The organism is Frigoribacterium sp. Leaf172 (assembly GCF_001424285.1).
Lineage (GTDB): Bacteria > Actinomycetota > Actinomycetes > Actinomycetales > Microbacteriaceae > Frigoribacterium.
Genome location: NZ_LMPB01000004.1, coordinates 1 through 14,175, shown reverse-complemented (window position 1 = coordinate 14,175; position 14,175 = coordinate 1). Strand labels below are relative to the sequence as shown.

14 protein-coding genes are annotated in these 14,175 nt (G+C 71.4%); 10 read left to right on the top strand and 4 right to left on the bottom strand.

Annotated features, from left to right (window positions below; genetic code table 11):
- Positions 1-12: 12 nt before the first annotated feature.
- The 3 genes from ASF89_RS13060 to ASF89_RS13050 all read right to left on the bottom strand — a co-directional run bounded on the left by ASF89_RS13060 (position 13) and on the right by ASF89_RS13050 (position 3,020).
- Positions 13-735 (bottom strand): metal-dependent transcriptional regulator, encoded by a 723-nt coding sequence (locus ASF89_RS13060; protein ID WP_055801209.1) that lies wholly within the window; start codon positions 733-735, stop codon positions 13-15.
- 37 nt (positions 736-772) lie between these two features.
- On the bottom strand, positions 773-2,239 hold the full coding sequence (gene xylB / locus ASF89_RS13055; protein ID WP_055815618.1) for a xylulokinase: 1,467 nt from the start codon (positions 2,237-2,239) through the stop codon (positions 773-775).
- Positions 2,240-2,360: 121 nt separating this feature from the next.
- Complete coding sequence (locus ASF89_RS13050; RefSeq protein WP_055815615.1) at positions 2,361-3,020, bottom strand: hypothetical protein; 660 nt, start codon at positions 3,018-3,020, stop codon at positions 2,361-2,363.
- 195 nt (positions 3,021-3,215) lie between these two features.
- Here ASF89_RS13050 and ASF89_RS13045 point away from each other — a divergent pair, with 195 nt between their 5' ends.
- From ASF89_RS13045 to ASF89_RS13025, 5 genes are all read left to right on the top strand, one after another.
- Positions 3,216-4,502, top strand: a complete 1,287-nt coding sequence (locus ASF89_RS13045) for an adenylosuccinate synthase (protein WP_055801219.1) — start codon at positions 3,216-3,218, stop codon at positions 4,500-4,502.
- 85 nt (positions 4,503-4,587) lie between these two features.
- On the top strand, positions 4,588-5,205 hold the full coding sequence (locus tag ASF89_RS13040) for a GNAT family N-acetyltransferase (RefSeq protein WP_055815611.1): 618 nt from the start codon (positions 4,588-4,590) through the stop codon (positions 5,203-5,205).
- A gap of 21 nt (positions 5,206-5,226) precedes the next feature.
- Positions 5,227-5,646, top strand: coding sequence for an organic hydroperoxide resistance protein (locus tag ASF89_RS13035; protein WP_055801298.1), 420 nt, complete (start codon positions 5,227-5,229; stop codon positions 5,644-5,646).
- 88 nt (positions 5,647-5,734) lie between these two features.
- Positions 5,735-6,103: a chorismate mutase gene (locus tag ASF89_RS13030; RefSeq protein WP_055801228.1), complete on the top strand. Its 369-nt coding sequence runs from the start codon at positions 5,735-5,737 to the stop codon at positions 6,101-6,103.
- 2 nt (positions 6,104-6,105) lie between these two features.
- Positions 6,106-7,149 carry a beta-propeller fold lactonase family protein gene (locus tag ASF89_RS13025; protein ID WP_055801232.1) on the top strand — a complete coding sequence of 348 codons (1,044 nt, stop codon included), beginning with the start codon at positions 6,106-6,108 and terminating at the stop codon, positions 7,147-7,149.
- 7 nt (positions 7,150-7,156) lie between these two features.
- Here the strand turns inward: ASF89_RS13025 and ASF89_RS16215 are convergent, their stop codons facing one another.
- Complete coding sequence (locus ASF89_RS16215; RefSeq protein ID WP_304437744.1) at positions 7,157-7,723, bottom strand: TetR/AcrR family transcriptional regulator; 567 nt, start codon at positions 7,721-7,723, stop codon at positions 7,157-7,159.
- 108 nt (positions 7,724-7,831) lie between these two features.
- Here ASF89_RS16215 and ASF89_RS13015 point away from each other — a divergent pair, with 108 nt between their 5' ends.
- From ASF89_RS13015 to ASF89_RS12995, 5 genes are all read left to right on the top strand, one after another.
- Positions 7,832-9,361 carry an MFS transporter gene (locus tag ASF89_RS13015; RefSeq protein ID WP_055815604.1) on the top strand — a complete coding sequence of 510 codons (1,530 nt, stop codon included), beginning with the start codon at positions 7,832-7,834 and terminating at the stop codon, positions 9,359-9,361.
- A gap of 101 nt (positions 9,362-9,462) precedes the next feature.
- On the top strand, positions 9,463-10,575 hold the full coding sequence (locus ASF89_RS13010; protein WP_055815601.1) for a 3-isopropylmalate dehydrogenase: 1,113 nt from the start codon (positions 9,463-9,465) through the stop codon (positions 10,573-10,575).
- Positions 10,572-11,687, top strand: a complete 1,116-nt coding sequence (locus ASF89_RS13005) for a branched-chain amino acid aminotransferase (RefSeq protein ID WP_055815598.1) — start codon at positions 10,572-10,574, stop codon at positions 11,685-11,687. The genes ASF89_RS13010 and ASF89_RS13005 overlap by 4 nt, the downstream gene beginning before the upstream one ends.
- Complete coding sequence (locus tag ASF89_RS13000; RefSeq protein WP_055815595.1) at positions 11,684-12,454, top strand: fumarylacetoacetate hydrolase family protein; 771 nt, start codon at positions 11,684-11,686, stop codon at positions 12,452-12,454. The genes ASF89_RS13005 and ASF89_RS13000 overlap by 4 nt, the downstream gene beginning before the upstream one ends.
- A gap of 13 nt (positions 12,455-12,467) precedes the next feature.
- Positions 12,468-13,484, top strand: coding sequence for a YeiH family protein (locus ASF89_RS12995; protein WP_055815592.1), 1,017 nt, complete (start codon positions 12,468-12,470; stop codon positions 13,482-13,484).
- Positions 13,485-14,175: the final 691 nt, after the last annotated feature.

The window sequence follows — 14,175 nt, the reverse complement described above, 5'->3', positions numbered from 1 at the left end:
CACGCCGCACGATCAGGCGTGCGTGTGCGGCTCCGAGTTCGCCCACACCGAGGCGGCGGCCGGTCCGGCGAGCTCGACCGTGCCGGTCGGTCGATCGTGGGCGTCGGTCACCACGACCTGCAGCGATCCGGCGTAGTCGCGGCGCTCGCCGATCCGCACGTGGGCGCCGACGCGCAGGTCGAGCGAGCTGAGGTAGCGCAGCAGCTCGGGTTCGTCGTCCGAGACGCGGACGACGAAGCCGCACTCGCCCGCCCCGAACTCGCCGAGCCGATGCGCCGTCGGGCGCACGACCGTCCCGTCGGACGAGGGGATCGGGTCGCCGTGCGGGTCCGCCGTCGGGCGGCCGAGCTCGACGTCGAAGGCCTCGAGCAGCCGATCGCTGACGGCGTGCTCGAGGATCTCGGCCTCGTCGTGCACCTCGTCCCACCCGTAGCCGAGCCGCTCGACGAGGTAGGTCTCGATGAGGCGGTGTCGACGGACGACGGCGACCGCCACCGCACGCCCGGTCTCGGTGAGGGCGATGCTCCGGTACGGCTGGTAGTCGATGTAGCCGTCGCGCTCGAGCTTGCGGAGGTTGCCTGACACGGTCGAGGCGCCGACCCCGAGCGTGGCCGCGATCTCGTTCGTCGTGATCCCGGTGGGGCCCCCGTCGACGGCCCACTCGTCGGCCTTCCAGATGACCTTGAGGTAGTTCTCGGTCATGGTCGAGGGGGCCGACCCGGTGTCCGCTGGCATGTGGCGATTCTAGGCGGGAGCCCGCCCGCCGAGGGCGCTACGGTCGCGGCAGCGAGCCGAGCGCCTGGGCCTCGCGATACCGCGCGCCGATCTCCGGTCGCGGTTCGGGAGCGAAGGAGGCGCGGGTCGACAGCTCCCACCGCGGTCGGCTCCCCGAGAGGGCCCAGCCCGCCTGGCGGGCGGCGCCGTCGGCGACGTACTCGCCCGGTGCCGGCACGACGACCGGCACGTCGAACACCTGGGCGGCGACGGTCTGGACGGCGGGGTTGAGGGCCGCGCCGCCGATCAGGAGCACCCGGTGGACCTCGACGCCCTGAGCGCGCACCGCCGCTCCGCCGTCGGCCAGGGCCGACAGCATGCCCTCGACGGCGGCGCGGGCGAGGTTCTCGCGAGTGGTCGAGGCGAGGGTCAGCCCCGAGAGGGTGGCGGTCGCCTCGGGCAGGTCGGGGGTCCGTTCGCCTTCGAAGTAGGGCACGAGCGAGAGCCCGCCCGAGCCCGGCTCGGCGGCGAGGGCGAGTCGGGCGAACTCGTCGTGGTCGACGCCGAGCAGGGCGCCGATCGAGGCGAGCACGCGGGCCGCGTTCAGCGTGGCGACGAGGGGCAGGAACCCTCCGGCCGCGTCGGCGAAGCCGGCGACGGTCCCGGTGGGGTCGGTGACGGAGGAGTCGGTGACCGCGAACGCGGTGCCGCTCGTGCCGATGCTGATGACGAGATCCCCGACGGTGGCGTCGAGTCCGAGTGCCGCGCCGGCGTTGTCTCCGGCACCGGCCCCGACGACGATCCCCTCGGGGATGCCCGAGTGCGCGACGGTCGTCCCGGCCGCGTCCGCCGGTCCGAGCACGCGGGGCAGCACGACGCCGTCGCCGTCGCCGCCCGCCACGCGCCCCGGGCGCCCGAGCGCGCGTTCGAAGAGCTCGAGGTCGTAGGCCTCGTGGGCGGGGCTCCAGTACGAGGTGCCGCTGGCGTCGGAGCGATCGGTGACGAGCTCGTCGAGATCGGGGCCGAGGGCCGAGGAGGCGCGGGTCCCGTAGCCGAGGAGCCTCCAGGTCAGCCAGTCGTGCGGCAGGGCGACGGCCGCGACCCGCGCGGCGTTCTCGGGCTCGGCGTCGCGCAGCCAGCGGAGCTTCGTGGCGGTGAACGACGCGACGGGCACGGTGCCGGTCCGGCTGGCGTACTCGTCGGCGCCGACCTCGGCGATGAGGTCGCGCGCCGCAGGGGCGCTGCGGGTGTCGTTCCAGAGGAGGGCGTCGCGGACGACCTCGCCGTCGGCGTCGAGCGCGACCATGCCGTGCTGCTGCCCGGCGATGGAGATCGCGGAGACGTCGTCGAGGCCGCCGGCCGCCTCGATGGCCGAGAGCAGGGCGCTCCACCAGGCGTCGGGGGCGACCTCGGTGCCCTCGGGGTGCTTGGCCGTCCCCTGCCGGACGAGCTCGCCCGTCGACAGATCGCGGATGACGACTTTGCAACTCTGGGTCGAGGAGTCGACCCCGGCGACGAGACTCATGACCGTAGTTTGTCGTACCCGACCACAAATGCGCCAGTGCCGCCGCCGACGGGCGTGGCGAGGTCGGTCGGGGGCGTCGAGGAGGTGCGGTGCCGGTCTCAGAGGCCGGCACCGCCCGTGCTCATCGTGCCGTGACGGTGAACGGCAGGTTCGCCTGCCCGGCGATGCGCAGCTCGTACGTCTGCGTCGTGCCGCGGATCACGCTGAAGCCGACCGTCGTCGGTCCGCCCGAGCCGTACCCGCCGGCGACGCGCTGACCGCGTCCGTTCGTGATGGCGAACGACTTGCCCGCGATCGTGGGCACGATCACCGTGGCACGGCTGCCCTGGACCGAGACGACCTCGACGACCGGGGCGACGGCCTCCTCGTCGGTGCGGTCGACGGTCGTCTCGAGCACCTGGGTGTCGCGACCCTCGCCGATCCAGACGGTGACGTGCGTGGCGGCCCCCGCGGCTGCGGGCACGGCGAGCCGGGCCGAGCCGTCGTCGCCCACGGTGGTCCACTCGACGGCGTGGCCGTCGACGAGGAACGGCACGGTGTACCGGTCGTCGACGTCGACGGAGATCGAGGCGCCGGGGGTGCCCGTGACCTCGATGCCGGCGTGCAGGCCGACGACGCCGATGACCTCGATGCCGGCCGCCAGGGGCGGTCGTGCGTCGGAGGGGGCCGAGGCCGAGACCGGTGCGATCGGGCTCGGGGCGGCCAGGGCGGGGGTCGAGACGAGAAGGGTCGCGGTGGCGAGGCAGACGGTGCCGAGGCCGGTGAGGATCTTCGTGTTCATGGAGCTGCTTCCTGTCGTGATGCGGAGGCGTCGCCGACGGTCGTCGATGCGCCGGAAGAAACATATGACATTCACATATCTCCTAAGCTGCTCATCTCCTCATCTTCGAGTCCGCCCACGATCGCCCTCGGCGCCCCGGTCGGTAGACTCAAGTGCACCTCCGCCGGTGCGTTCCCCTGACATGAGGAGGCAACCATGCCCGCAGTGGTGATCATCGGAGCCCAGTGGGGCGACGAGGGCAAGGGCAAGGCCACCGACCTGCTCTCGAGCCGCATCGACTACGTCGTCAAGTTCAACGGCGGCAACAACGCCGGTCACACCGTCGTGATCGGCGACCAGAAGTACGCCCTGCACCTCCTGCCCTCCGGCATCCTGTCGCCCGGCGTCACCCCCGTCATCGGCAACGGCGTCGTCGTCGACATCGAGGTCCTCTTCGACGAGCTCGACGCCCTGATCGCCCGGGGCATCGACGTCTCGCGACTGCGGGTCAGCGCCAACGCGCACGTCATCACGCACTACCACCGCACCCTCGACAAGGTGACCGAGAGATTCCTCGGCAAGCGCCAGATCGGCACGACCGGTCGCGGCATCGGCCCGACCTACGCCGACAAGATCAACCGGGTCGGCATCCGCATCCAGGACATCTTCGACGAGGGCATCCTCCGCCAGAAGGTCGAGGCGGCCCTCGACCAGAAGAACCACCTCCTGGTCAAGATCTACAACCGGCGGGCCATCGAGGTCGACGAGGTCGTCGAGTCGCTGCTGTCGTACGCCGAGCGGCTCCGGCCCATGGTCGCCGACACCGCCCTCGAGATCCACCAGGCGCTCGAGGCCGACAAGACCGTGCTCTTCGAGGCCGGCCAGGCGACGATGCTCGACGTCGACCACGGCACCTACCCCTTCGTCACCTCGTCGTCCGCGACGGCCGGCGGCGCCTCGACCGGTTCGGGCATCGGGCCGGGCCGCATCGAGCGCGTGATCGGCATCGTCAAGGCCTACACGACGCGCGTCGGCGCCGGTCCGTTCCCCACCGAGCTGTTCGACTCGTCCGGCGAGTTCCTGAGGGCCAACGGGTTCGAGTTCGGGACGACCACGGGCCGCCCCCGCCGCTGCGGCTGGTACGACGCACCGATCGCGCGATACACGGCCCGGATCAACGGCGTGACGGACTTCGTCCTGACGAAGCTCGACGTCCTCACCGGGCTCCAGACGATCCCGGTCTGCGTCGCCTACGACGTCGACGGCGTCCGTCACGACGAGGTCCCCGTCTCGCAGAGCGACTTCCACCACGCGAAGCCGATCTACGAGGAGTTCCCGGGCTGGGACGACGACATCACCGGCGCCCGCACGTTCGACGACCTGCCCGCGAACGCACAGGCGTACGTCCTCGCGGTCGAGAAGATGAGCGGCGCCCGCATCTCGGCGATCGGCGTCGGACCCGGTCGCGATGCGATCGTCGTCCGCCACGACCTCCTCGGCTGAGCCCGGGCCACTCCGCGGCTGACGTCGGGCCGTCGCGGGGTGCTGCGGGCCGTCGCGGGGTGCTGCGGGCTGAGAGACTCGGGGCATGACCGCGCGCCGTCCCTCGACCGTCACCCTGACCGGCTCCCTCGTCACCGTGGCTCCTCTCGACCCGTCCGACCTGCCCGAGCTCCATGCGGCCATCGGGCGGCCCGAGGTCTTCGCGGGCGGCTGGGGCGGCGGTCCGGCCGCGTACCGGGCCGACTACGACGGGTGGGCGGCCTTCGTCCGCGGGTACCTGCGCTGGGGCTCGGAGCTCGTCTACGGCGTCCGCCGCGCCTCCTCGGGGGTCCTCGTCGGGACGACGACGCTCGAGGTCCTCGACCTGCGCAACGAGTCGGCGCACGTCGGCTGGACGGCCTACGCGCCCGAGGTCTGGGGCACCGGGGTCAACGCCGAGACGAAGCTGCTCGTGCTCGGTCACGCGTTCGCGCACGGGTTCGGGCGCGTCCAGCTGCAGGCGGACGTCCGGAACGAGCGGTCGCGAGCCGCGATCCTGCGACTCGGGGCGACGTTCGAGGGCGTTCAGCGACGGACGCAGCCGAGGGCCGACGGATCGTGGCGCGACACCGCCGTGTACTCGATGCTGGCCGACGAATGGCCGACCGTGCGGGCGGGTCTCGAGCGGCGCCTGACCGCCCCCAGCAACCGCTCAGACTCGTAGAGAAGCCTGATCACCATGACACTGGAAATCGCATACACCGCCATCGCCCACGCCTCCGGCGGGGGCCGTGACGGTCACGTCCGAAGCGAAGACGACCGTCTCGACTTCGACACCCGTCCGCCGAAGGAGCTGGGTGGCTCGGGTGAGGGCACGAACCCCGAGCAGCTCTTCGCCGCGGGCTTCGCGGCCTGCTTCCTCAGCGCGATGCACGGGGCGGGCAAGAAGCTCGGTGTCGACACCGCCGACTCGTCCGTCTCGGCGAGCGTCGGCATCGGCTCGAACGGCGACGGCGGCTACGGTCTCGCCGTCGAGCTCGACATCTACACGCCGAACGTCGAGCCCGAGCGCCGTCAGGAGCTCGCCGACGCGGCGCACCACGTCTGCCCCTACTCGAACGCCACGCGCGGCAACGTCGAGGTCACGCTGACGCTCGTCGACTGACGCGAGCACCCCGCCGAGGAGGCGCGTCCCGACATCCGGGGACGCGCCTCCTCGGTCTCGCCGGGGCCTCCTTCGCTAGGCTCGGTGAATGGCACTCGACAGTCCCCTCGGGGCGGACAGCCCCCTCAGCGGCACCGACCGGGCAGCGATCGACGAACTGACCGGGATCCGGCAGAGCATCGACAACATCGACGCGGCGCTCGTGCACCTGCTCGCCGAACGGTTCAAGTTCACGCAGTCGGTCGGGCATCTCAAGGCGGCCGCGGGCATGCCCGCGAGCGATCCCGAGCGCGAGCGGGTGCAGATCCAGCGGCTGCGGCAGCTCGCCGAGCAGTCGCACCTCGATCCGGCCTTCGCCGAGAAGTTCCTGAACTTCATCGTGGGCGAGGTCATCCACCATCACGAGCGCATCGCCAACGGCACCGAGCCGACGGGCCCGGGGGCCGGGCGGGCATGACCATGAGCTCGACGGACGTCGCGGGTCAGGCCGTCCCTGCCCCCGACCGGCTGTACATCGGCTCGTACACGCCGACGAGCGGCGGGCGCGGCGAGGGCATCACCGTCCTCGAGCGCTCGGCACCCGGCGTGCCGTGGCAGGCAGTCCAGGTCGTCCAGGCCGACGACCCGTCGTTCCTCGTCGTCGCCGACGGCGCGCTGCACGCCGCCTCCGAGACGGGCGAGGGGCGTGTGCTGTCGTACACCGTCTCGGCCGGCTCGCTCGTCGCGGCCAGCAGCGCGTCCTCGGGCGGTTCGTCCCCGTGCCATCTCGTCGTCGATCCGGTCTCGGGCGCGCTCGTCGTCGCCGACTACGTCGGGGGCGGTATCGGGGTCCTCTCCGGCGAGGCGTCGCACCCGGCCCGGGTGACTCGGTCGCTGGCGCTGCCCGTCGGTCACGGCCCCGTGCTCGAGCGTCAGGAGCGCCCGCACGCGCACCAGGCCACCCCCACCCCGTGGGGGACGGTCCTCATCAGCGATCTCGGCACCGACCGACTCGTCGAGTACGTCATCGACCCGATCACGCTCGACCCGGAGCAGGTCGCGGTGCATCCGCTGCCCTCGGGCTCCGGGCCTCGACACGTCGCGTGGCTCGACGACCGCCTCGTCGTGGTCGGCGAGCTGGACTCGCGTCTGCACGTGCTGCGCCGGGTCGGCGGGAAGCTCGTGGTCGACCACTCGATCGAGGTCTTCGAGGGGGCGTCGGCGACTCCGGGCATCCTGCCGTCGCACATCGTCGTCGACGCCGGCCGGGTCTACGTGGCCACGCGCGGACGCGACACGATCAGCGTCTTCTCGGGCGAGGGCGAGCGTTTGACCTTCGTCGGCGAGGCGCCGTGCGGCGGCGAATGGCCCCGGCACTTCGCGATCACCCCGGGCATGCTCTACTGCGCGAACCAGGGGTCCGACACGGTGTCGGTGCTGCCGCTCGACCCCGAGTCGGGTCTGCCGGGCGCTCCGATCGACGTCTTCTCGATCGGCAGCCCCGCCTGCATCGTCGTCGGCTGAGGCGGCGTCATCGGCCGTCGGCGAGGCGACGCAGCACGGCGATGACGTCGTCGATGCCCGCGCGCTCCGCATCGGGGCCGGCGCCCGAGGCAGACGACGAGTGGCCCGGGCCGAAGTAGAGGCCGTCCGACACGAGCGAGACCACCCGGGCGACCGCCGGGTCGCCGACGGCCTCGAGCACGACCTCGTGCCAGCGGCTCTGCATCCCGATCAGGGCGTCGACCGCGCGGGGCCACTGCCCGCTCGAGGCGAGGTGGGCCACCGCGGTGATGCACCGGTCGAACGGCGACTCGGCGACGACGGCCGGCGGCGACGAGGTGCGGATGAAGTAGTCGACCGCGCCGTCGGGAGCCGTGGTCATGCGGTGGATGTCGTCGTCGACGAGTGAGGCGAGGCGGTCGACGACCCCGTCGACCAGCGCCTCTCGGCTCGGGAAGTGATAGAGCAGCCCGCCCTTCGAGACGCCCGCGGCGGCGGCGACGGCGTCGAAGGTCGCCGCGCGTTCCCCGTCGGCGACGACCAGCAGTTCGAAGGAGTCGAGCATCTTCTCGCGGGCCGACGGTCGTGGACTCATTCTGATACTGTACCGTCCGGACGGTTTACTGTACCGCCTGGACGGTTTTAGAGCGCAGAGCGCTCCGTCACGACCGCACCCCCTCTGCGACGAAAGCGACCCCTCCCCATGACCCGCGCCTCCTCGACCGTCGGCACGCCCTCCCGCGCGGGGACCCGGCAGTGGGCCGCACTGGTCGTCCTCATGCTGCCGGTGCTGCTCGTCTCGATCGACAACACGGTCCTGAGCTTCGCCCTGCCCGAGATCTCCACCGCCCTGCGCCCGAGCGCGGCGAACCAGCTGTGGATCGTCGACGTGTACTCGCTCGTGCTCGCGGGCCTGCTCGTGGCGATGGGCTCGCTCGGCGACCGCTTCGGTCGTCGTCGACTGCTGCTCGTCGGGGCGTCGGGCTTCGCCCTCGTCTCGCTCGGGGCCGCGTTCGCCCCCGACGCCGGGACCCTGATCGCGGCGCGTGCGGTCCTCGGATTCTTCGGGGCCATGATCATGCCGGCCACGCTGTCGCTGCTGCGCAGCACGTTCGTCGACCGCGACCAGCGCCGTCTCGCCATCGCGATCTGGGCGAGCGGGTTCGCCGCGGGGTCCGCCCTCGGGCCCATCGTCGGCGGGATCCTGCTCGAGCACTTCGCCTGGGGCTCGATCTTCCTGATCGCGGTGCCGGTGCTCGTGCCGCTGCTGGTGCTCGCGCCGATCCTGCTCGTCGAGAGCCGCGATCCCGATCCCGGACCCTTCGACCCCCTCTCGGTGCTGCTGTCGTTGACCGCGATGGCCCCCGTCGTCGCGGCGATCAAGCTGCTCGCGACCCACGGTCCCGGCCTCGACGTCCTGGGCCTCGCCGTGCTCGGCGTCGTCTCGGGCTGGCTGTTCGTGCGCCGGCAGCTGCGGCGCGAACGCCCGCTGCTCGACGTGCGGCTGTTCTCGAACCCCGTCTTCGCCGGGTCGATCGTGGTGAACCTCCTGGCGATCCTCTCGCTCGTGGGCTTCCTGTTCTTCACGACGCAGCATCTCCAGCTCGTCGTGGGTCTGCGTCCGCTGCAGGCCGCGTTGACGCTGGTGCCGGGTCTAGCCGTCATGATCGTGGCGGGTCTGATCGTCGTGCCGATCGTCCGCCGCGTGACGCCGCGCGTGATCGTCGCCGTCGGCCTCGGCTCCGCCGGCGTCGGCTACGCGACCGTGTGGCTGGCGGGGGCGGAGGCCCCGGTGGCCCTGTTCGTCGTCGGCTTCGCGCTGGTCGGTCTCGGGGTCGGTGCGGCCGAGACCATCTCGAACGACCAGATCATCGCAGCCGTCCCGCCGGCGCGCGCCGGAGCCGCCTCGGCGGTGTCCGAGACCGCCTACGAGGTCGGCGCGGTGCTCGGGACGGCCGTGCTCGGCAGCATGCTCACCGCCATCTACCGAGGCAGCCTGGTCATCCCGGCCGGGGTCCCCGTCGAGACCGGCGAGGCCGCCCGGGAGACCCTGGGAGGCGCGGTGTCCGCAGCAGGGACCCTCGAGGCCCCCCTCGGTCGCCAGCTCCTCGACGCCGCGACGCACGCGTTCGACGCGGGTCTCGTGGCGACCGCCGGCGTCGGGGTGGGCGTCATGGTCCTCGCCGTCGTCGTGGCCCTGTTCTCGCTGCGCCGGGCGTCGGCCGGCGACTAGCGTGCTCGCCGCGCCGGACGCGCCGCCCGGCCGCCCCGCCGGCGGTGTCGGTGCGCACGGGTAATGTGGTGCCGGTCCACCCCGAGACGTCTAGGAGTCCCATGCCGCGCACCGTCCGACTCGCCGCCGTCCCCGGCGACGGCATCGGCCCCGAGGTGGTGGCCGAGGCCCTGAAGGTGCTCGACGTCGCCGTGGGCGACGACGCGGTGTTCGAGGTGACCGAGTTCCGACTCGGCGCCTCCCGCTATCTCGAGACGGGCGACATCCTCACCGACGACGATCTCGCCGCCCTGATCGACCACGACGCGATCCTGCTCGGCGCCGTGGGCGGCGACCCGCGCGACCCGCGCCTCCGCGGCGGCATCATCGAACGCGGGCTGCTGCTCCGCCTGCGGTTCGCGCTCGATCACTACGTCAACCTCCGGCCGACCCTGGTCCACCCCGGTGTGCCCTCGCCCCTGGCCGATCCGGGCGAGGTCGACTTCGTGGTCGTCCGCGAGGGCACCGAGGGGCCGTACGTCGGCAACGGCGGGTCGCTCCGCCAGGGCACGCCGCACGAGATCGCGAACGAGGTCAGCGTCAACACGGCGCACGGCGTCGAGCGGGTCGTCCGGTTCGCGTTCGAGAAGGCCAGGGCCCGCCGTGGCCGTCTGACCCTCGTGCACAAGACGAACGTGCTCGTCTTCGCCGGGGGGCTCTGGCAGCGCCTCGTCGACTCCGTGGCCGTCGAGTACCCCGACGTGACCGTCGACTACCAGCACGTCGACGCCGCGACCATCCATCTCGTCGTCGATCCGTCCCGCTTCGACGTCATCGTCACCGACAACCTCTTCGGCGACATCCTGACCGATCTGGCCGGTGCGATCAGCGGCGGCATCGGTCTCGCCGCGTCCGGCAACATCAATCCCGACGGCGTGTTCCCGAGCATGTTCGAGCCCGTCCACGGGTCGGCCCCCGACATCGCCGGGCAGCAGAAGGCCGATCCGACGGCGGCCGTGCTGTCGGTGTCGATGCTGCTCGATCACCTCGGGCTGCCCGATGCCGCCGCGCGGGTCACGGCGGCGGTCGAGGGCGACATCGCCGACCGGGCGGGTCGCGCCTCCTCGGAGCCCCCTCGCACCACCGCCGAGATCGGCTCGGCCATCGCCGACCGCATCCGCGAAGCCCGGTCGCAGTCGTCGACCCCGTCCGCCTCCGCTCGAAGGGCATCATGACCACCACCGACACCGCGCCCTCCGAGTTCGGCCTGCAGTTCGATCTCCGGCCCTCCGCGAGCGTCCGCGACGCGGCCGAGCGCGAGACGATCCTCTCCGACCCCGGCTTCGGCAAGCACTTCACCGATCACATGGTCACCATCGCGTGGAGCCTCGAGGGCGGATGGCATGACGCGTCGGTCCATGCCTACGGGCCGCTCCAGCTCGACCCGTCGGCCTCCGTGCTGCACTACGCCCAAGAGATCTTCGAGGGCATGAAGGCCTACCGGCACGCCGACGGCTCCGTCTGGGCGTTCCGCCCCGATGCCAACGGCCGGAGGCTGCAGCGGTCGGCCCGCCGTCTGGCCCTGCCCGAGCTCGGCACCGACGACTTCGTCGAATCCGTGCGGCAGCTCGTGCTCGCCGACCTCGACTGGGTCCCGTCGGCGCCCGAGACCAGCCTCTACCTCCGGCCGTTCATGATCGCGACCGAGGCCTTCCTCGGGGTGCGGGCCGCGCATGAGGTGGCCTACCACGTGATCGCGAGCCCGGCCGGCGCGTACTTCACGGGGGGTGTGTCACCCGTCTCCATCTGGTTGACCACGAACTACGCACGGGCCGGCAAAGGAGGCACGGGTGCCGCCAAGACGGGCGGCAACTACGCGTCGTCCCTGCTCCCGCAGCAGGAGGCCTACGAGAACGGCTGCCAGCAGGTGCTGTTCCTCGACTCGTCCGAGAGCAGCTACATCGAAGAGCTCGGCGGCATGAACGTGGTCCTCGTCAAGCGCGACGGGACCCTGGTCACACCCGACAGCGACTCGATCCTCGAAGGCATCACCAGAGACTCCATCCTCGAGCTGGCCGAGGCGCGCGGGCACCGGGTCGAGCGTCGACGCGTCACGATCGACGAGTGGCGAGACGGGGTCGCCTCGGGCGACATCGTCGAGGTGTTCGCCTGCGGCACCGCCGCGGTCGTCGTGCCGATCGCCGAGTTGAAGGGCGAGGGCATCCACATCGGTTCGCCCGCGGCCGAGGGCGGCGAGCTCACGATGTCCCTGCGCGCTGAATTGACCGACATCCAGTACGGTCGGCGACCCGATGTTCACGGATGGATGACGAGGCTCGACGCATGAAGATCGCACGGTTCACCACCCCCGGCGAAGACCCCCGCTACGGCATCGTCGACGAGCGCGAACTCATCGTGCTGGCAGGCGACCCGATGTACAGCGGCTACGAGACCACTGGCGAACGGATCTCCCTCCGCTCGGCGAAGATCCTCGCCCCGGTCATCCCCCGATCGAAGGTCGTGGGCGTAGGTCTCAACTACCACGATCACGCCGACGAGCTCGGGCAGACGCCGCCCGAGGCGCCGCTGCTGTTCATGAAGCCGAACACGACGGTCATCGGCTTCGGCGACTCGATCCAGCTTCCGCCCGACGTCGGCCAGGTCGACTTCGAAGGGGAGCTGGCCATCGTGATCGGCTCCATCGCGAAGCGCGTCAAGGCCGAGAACTACGAAGACGTGGTCTTCGGGTACACGATCGCGAACGATGTGACGGCTCGCGACGTGCAGAACAGCGACGGCCAGTGGACACGCGCCAAGGGCTACGACACGTTCCTGCCCCTCGGGCCGTACATCGAGAACGAGTTCGACTGGAGCGACGCGACGATCGAGACCCGCGTCGACGGCGAGGTCATGCAGCGCGAGTCCACGATGCAGATGATCCACAAGATCCCCGAGCTGATCGAGTACGTCACCGACGTGTTCACCCTGCTCCCGGGCGACGTGATCCTGACGGGGACTCCGTCGGGAATCGGCCCGTTCACCGCGGGGCAGACCGTCGAGGTCGCGATCTCGGGCATCGGCTCGCTGATCAACCCCGCCAAGAACCGCGTCTGACCGCGCGCCCGTCGTGACCGCCTGCCCGAAGACCGCGACTCCCCGCGCCCCCTGGGCGCCGGGAGTCGGGGTGGCCGCGGTCGCAACGGCGATCGCATGGGGGGTGCATTCGCTCGTTCCGGCGGTGCCGATCCTCACCGTGTGCGTTCTGCTCGGCGTCATCGTCGCGCAGATCCCGGCGGCACGCCCCGCAGTCGACGGGGTCCTCGCTCCCGGGCTGACCCTCGCGGCGAAGCGGCTCCTGCGCATCGGGGTGGTGCTGCTCGGACTCAAGCTCAGCCTCGTCGATGTTGCCGGGCTCGGGTGGCTCACCGTCGTGGTGGTCGTCGCCATCCTGGCCGCGACCTTCTTCGTGACCTGGGCGCTGGGCCGATGGGCACGACTGCCCGGTGATCAGCCGCTGCTGCTCGCCGCCGGCTTCTCGATCTGCGGCGCCTCGGCCATCGGCGCGATGAGCGCGGTCACGAGAGACCGCGGCCGTGATGCCGCGACCCCGGTCGCCCTCGTCACCCTGTGCGGGACCGCCGCGATCGCGATCCTTCCGCCGATCGCCTCGGCTCTCGGTCTCACCGACATGCAGTTCGGCGCCTGGACGGGTGCGAGCGTGCACGATGTCGGGCAGGTCGTGGCCACCGCGCAGACCGCCGGCGCATCGGCGTTGGCCATCGCGATCGTCGTGAAACTGACCCGGGTGGTGATGCTCGCCCCGGTGGTCGCGATCACCTCGCTCATCATGCGCCGACGAGGCGGCGACGTCGGTGCACGCCCGCCGATCGTGCCGCTCTTCGTCGTCGGTTTCCTCGTCGCGGTCGTGCTCCGCACCGTGGTGCCGATCCCCGAGGGCGTTCTCGGTGCGGCGGATCTGCTGCAGACCGTCCTGCTCGGATTGGCCCTCTTCGGTCTGGGTACGGGGATCCGCTTCGAGAAGCTCGCCCGGACGGGTGGCCGCGCAGTCGCCGTCGGACTCGCATCGTGGATCTTCATCGCCGTCGTCTCGCTCGGCGCGGTCCAGCTGCTTCCGCTCGCCTAGTCGCGACATCGGGTATCGCCGGTATCGCCGGTGTCCCGGTGTACCGCGCGTTCGGGGCTTTGCCTCTTCGGAAGTACCGGTGTCTCGATGTCTCGGTGTCCGGTGATCCGGAGTCTCCGCGACCCGGTGACCCGGTGGCCCGGTGGCCCGGTGGCCCGGTGGCCCGGTGGCCCGGTGGCCCGGTGACCCGGTGACCTGGTGACCTGGTGACCTGGTGACCTGGTGACCTGGTGACCTGGTGACCCGGCGATCGAGTGCGCCGGTGTCTCGGTGCTCCCGCGTCCTGGTGTCCCCGTGCCCCGATGTTCCGGTGACCCGGTGACCCGGTGACCCGGTGACCCGGTGACCGGGTGACCCGGTGACTCGGTGACCGGTGTCTCCGTGATCCAGTGATCCAGTGATCCAGTGATCCAGTGATCTGGTGTCTTTGCGACCCGGTGTCTCGGTGACCTGGCTACACGGTCACCGAGGGGGACTCCCTCGCGGAGCACCGACGGGTGGTCGCCCAATGCCGCGCATGCTCCTGAGGAGCGATCCCCCGGCTCGGCAGATCGGGTCTCCGCGGCCGTGTGTGGCTGTGTGGGGGCCGATCGGCTTGTTTTCGGGCTTTTTGGGTGCGACACGCCCGGGATGCGTGGAGGTTTGGACGTGTGGGCGGATGTCCGTGTAGCCTCGCGAGGCCGCTGCCCTC

Excerpts from the sequence above, each read along its gene's own strand:
- ASF89_RS13060 (WP_055801209.1), bottom strand. The coding sequence starts at position 735 with ATGCCAGCGGACACCGGGTCGGCCCCCTCGACCATGACCGAGAACTAC.
- xylB (WP_055815618.1), bottom strand. The coding sequence starts at position 2,239 with ATGAGTCTCGTCGCCGGGGTCGACTCCTCGACCCAGAGTTGCAAAGTC.
- ASF89_RS13050 (WP_055815615.1), bottom strand. The coding sequence starts at position 3,020 with ATGAACACGAAGATCCTCACCGGCCTCGGCACCGTCTGCCTCGCCACC.
- ASF89_RS13045 (WP_055801219.1), top strand. The coding sequence starts at position 3,216 with ATGCCCGCAGTGGTGATCATCGGAGCCCAGTGGGGCGACGAGGGCAAG.
- ASF89_RS13040 (WP_055815611.1), top strand. The coding sequence starts at position 4,588 with ATGACCGCGCGCCGTCCCTCGACCGTCACCCTGACCGGCTCCCTCGTC.
- ASF89_RS13030 (WP_055801228.1), top strand. The coding sequence starts at position 5,735 with ATGGCACTCGACAGTCCCCTCGGGGCGGACAGCCCCCTCAGCGGCACC.
- ASF89_RS13025 (WP_055801232.1), top strand. The coding sequence starts at position 6,106 with ATGAGCTCGACGGACGTCGCGGGTCAGGCCGTCCCTGCCCCCGACCGG.
- ASF89_RS16215 (WP_304437744.1), bottom strand. The coding sequence starts at position 7,723 with ATGAGTCCACGACCGTCGGCCCGCGAGAAGATGCTCGACTCCTTCGAA.
- ASF89_RS13015 (WP_055815604.1), top strand. The coding sequence starts at position 7,832 with ATGACCCGCGCCTCCTCGACCGTCGGCACGCCCTCCCGCGCGGGGACC.
- ASF89_RS13010 (WP_055815601.1), top strand. The coding sequence starts at position 9,463 with ATGCCGCGCACCGTCCGACTCGCCGCCGTCCCCGGCGACGGCATCGGC.
- ASF89_RS13005 (WP_055815598.1), top strand. The coding sequence starts at position 10,572 with ATGACCACCACCGACACCGCGCCCTCCGAGTTCGGCCTGCAGTTCGAT.
- ASF89_RS13000 (WP_055815595.1), top strand. The coding sequence starts at position 11,684 with ATGAAGATCGCACGGTTCACCACCCCCGGCGAAGACCCCCGCTACGGC.